Below are 1,781 nucleotides of genomic sequence, written 5' to 3'. Positions count from 1 at the left end.
GCCAGCGTCTGCCGCAGCCGGCCCCGTGCGCCGGCGCCGCGCAGGGCGTCGACCAGCCGGCGCGAGGCGATCCGCCACAGCCAGCCGGCCGCGTCCCCGTCCTCCCGGTAGCGCGCGCTCCCCCGCCACACCGCCAGGAACGTCTCCTGCACGACGTCGTCGACGATCCCCGCGTCGGCGCACCGGCTGCGCATCCGGGCGGTCAGCCACGGCGCGTACCGCCGGTACAGCTCCTCGAAGGCGCGCCGGTCCCCGTCCGCCGCGACGGCGCGCAGCAGCTCCCCGTCGCTTCTCGTTTCGCTCACGTCCCCTCATCGGGCGGCCCCCGCCGATCGGTTCACGGGAGCGCGATTGACTTTCCCACCCCCTTGCATCACCCTTTCACTACTCAATTAGTGAAAGGGGGTTGTCGAGTGGTCGACTACCGGATCGACCGGCGCAGCGGCGTGGCCACCTACGTCCAGATCGTGCAGCAGACCAAACAGGCCCTGCGCCTGGGCCTGCTGGAGCCCGGCGACAAGCTGCCCACGGCCCGCGAGGTCGTCGAGGCCACCGCCGTGAACCCCAACACCGTGCTGAAGGCCTACCGCGAACTGGAGCGCGAAGGGCTGGTGGAGGCCCGGCGCGGCCTCGGCACCTTCGTACGGCGCTCCCTGGGCGCCGCCCCCGCCGACTCCCCGCTCCGCGCGGAGCTGGAGGACTGGGCGGCGCGGGCCCGTGCGGCCGGCCTGGAGCGGGAGGACGTGGCCGCGTTCTTCACCGCCGTGCTCGAAACCCACTACCCGGCGCGCACGCCGGACCCCGCACATCCGAAGACCTCTCAGGGAGACCCGTCATGACCGTCCCGGCCATCGAGGCGGACGCGCTCGGCAAGAGCTTCGGCCGGCGCTCCGCACGGGCGCTGCGCGACTGTTCCTTCCGGCTGCCCGCCGGCCGCGTCTGCGCCGTCGTCGGCCCCAACGGCGCGGGCAAGTCCACGCTGCTCGCGATCGCCGCCGGGCTGCTCGCCCCCACCGACGGCACGATCACCGTCCTCGGCACCGACCCGGCGACGGCCCGCCCCCGGGTGGGCTTCGTCGACCAGGACAAGCCGCTGTACCCGCAGCTCACGATCGACGAGACGCTGCGCATGGGCGCCGACCTGAACCCCGGCCGCTGGGACGCCGACACCGCGCGGCGGATCGTGGCCGGCGGCGACCTGGACCCCCGCAAGCGCGTCCGCGCCCTCTCCGGCGGCCAGCGCACCCGCGTGGCCCTCGCGCTCGCCCTCGCCAAGCGGCCCGAACTGCTGCTCCTGGACGAGCCGATGGCCGACCTCGACCCGCTGGCCCGGCACGAGCTGATGGGCGTACTGATGGGGCAGGCCGCCGCGCACGGCACGACGATCGTGATGTCCTCGCACGTCGTCGCCGAGCTTGAGGACTCCTGCGACCACCTGCTGCTGATCGGCGGCGGTCGGGTCCGCCTGGCCGGCGAGATCGACGACCTGCTGGCCGCCCACACCCGCGTCTCCGCCCCGGCGACGACGGACCTGGCCCCGCACGACGTCGTGGAGTCCCGCACCACCGGCCGCCGGCTCAGCGCGCTGATCCGCCCGTCCGGCCCGCTGCCCGGCGACTGGAGCACCGGAGCGCCGTCCCTGGAGGAACTCGTCCTGTCCTACCTGCGCAACCCCGAGGCCCTCACCCCGGCCGACCCCATGGAGCCCGCCGCATGACCGCCACCCTGACCGCCCCGGCCACCACCGACCGCCCCGCCCCCGCGCCCCGGCAGCTGCGCTG

2 protein-coding genes and 1 pseudogene are annotated in these 1,781 nt (G+C 75.0%); 2 read left to right on the top strand and 1 reads right to left on the bottom strand.

Annotation, left to right across the window (positions count from 1 at the left end):
• A partial coding sequence (locus tag B7767_RS06250) for an RNA polymerase sigma factor (RefSeq protein WP_143652243.1) occupies positions 1-305 on the bottom strand: 305 nt, incomplete at its 3' end.
• Between the two features lie 108 nt (positions 306-413).
• On the opposite strand from B7767_RS06250, the gene B7767_RS06245 reads away from it, so the two are divergent.
• On the top strand, positions 414-839 hold the full coding sequence (locus tag B7767_RS06245) for a GntR family transcriptional regulator (protein ID WP_085571249.1): 426 nt from the start codon (positions 414-416) through the stop codon (positions 837-839).
• A pseudogene (locus B7767_RS49255) lies at positions 836-1,330 on the top strand (ATP-binding cassette domain-containing protein); the annotation flags it as partial. The gene B7767_RS06245 and the pseudogene B7767_RS49255, both read left to right, overlap by 4 nt.
• Positions 1,331-1,781 lie beyond the last annotated feature (451 nt).

Origin of the sequence: Streptomyces sp. 13-12-16, from assembly GCF_002114215.1 — a bacterium.
Taxonomy (GTDB): domain Bacteria; phylum Actinomycetota; class Actinomycetes; order Streptomycetales; family Streptomycetaceae; genus Streptomyces.
Note: the sequence above shows the minus strand (reverse complement) of the source record. Positions and strands in the feature narration are given on the sequence as shown.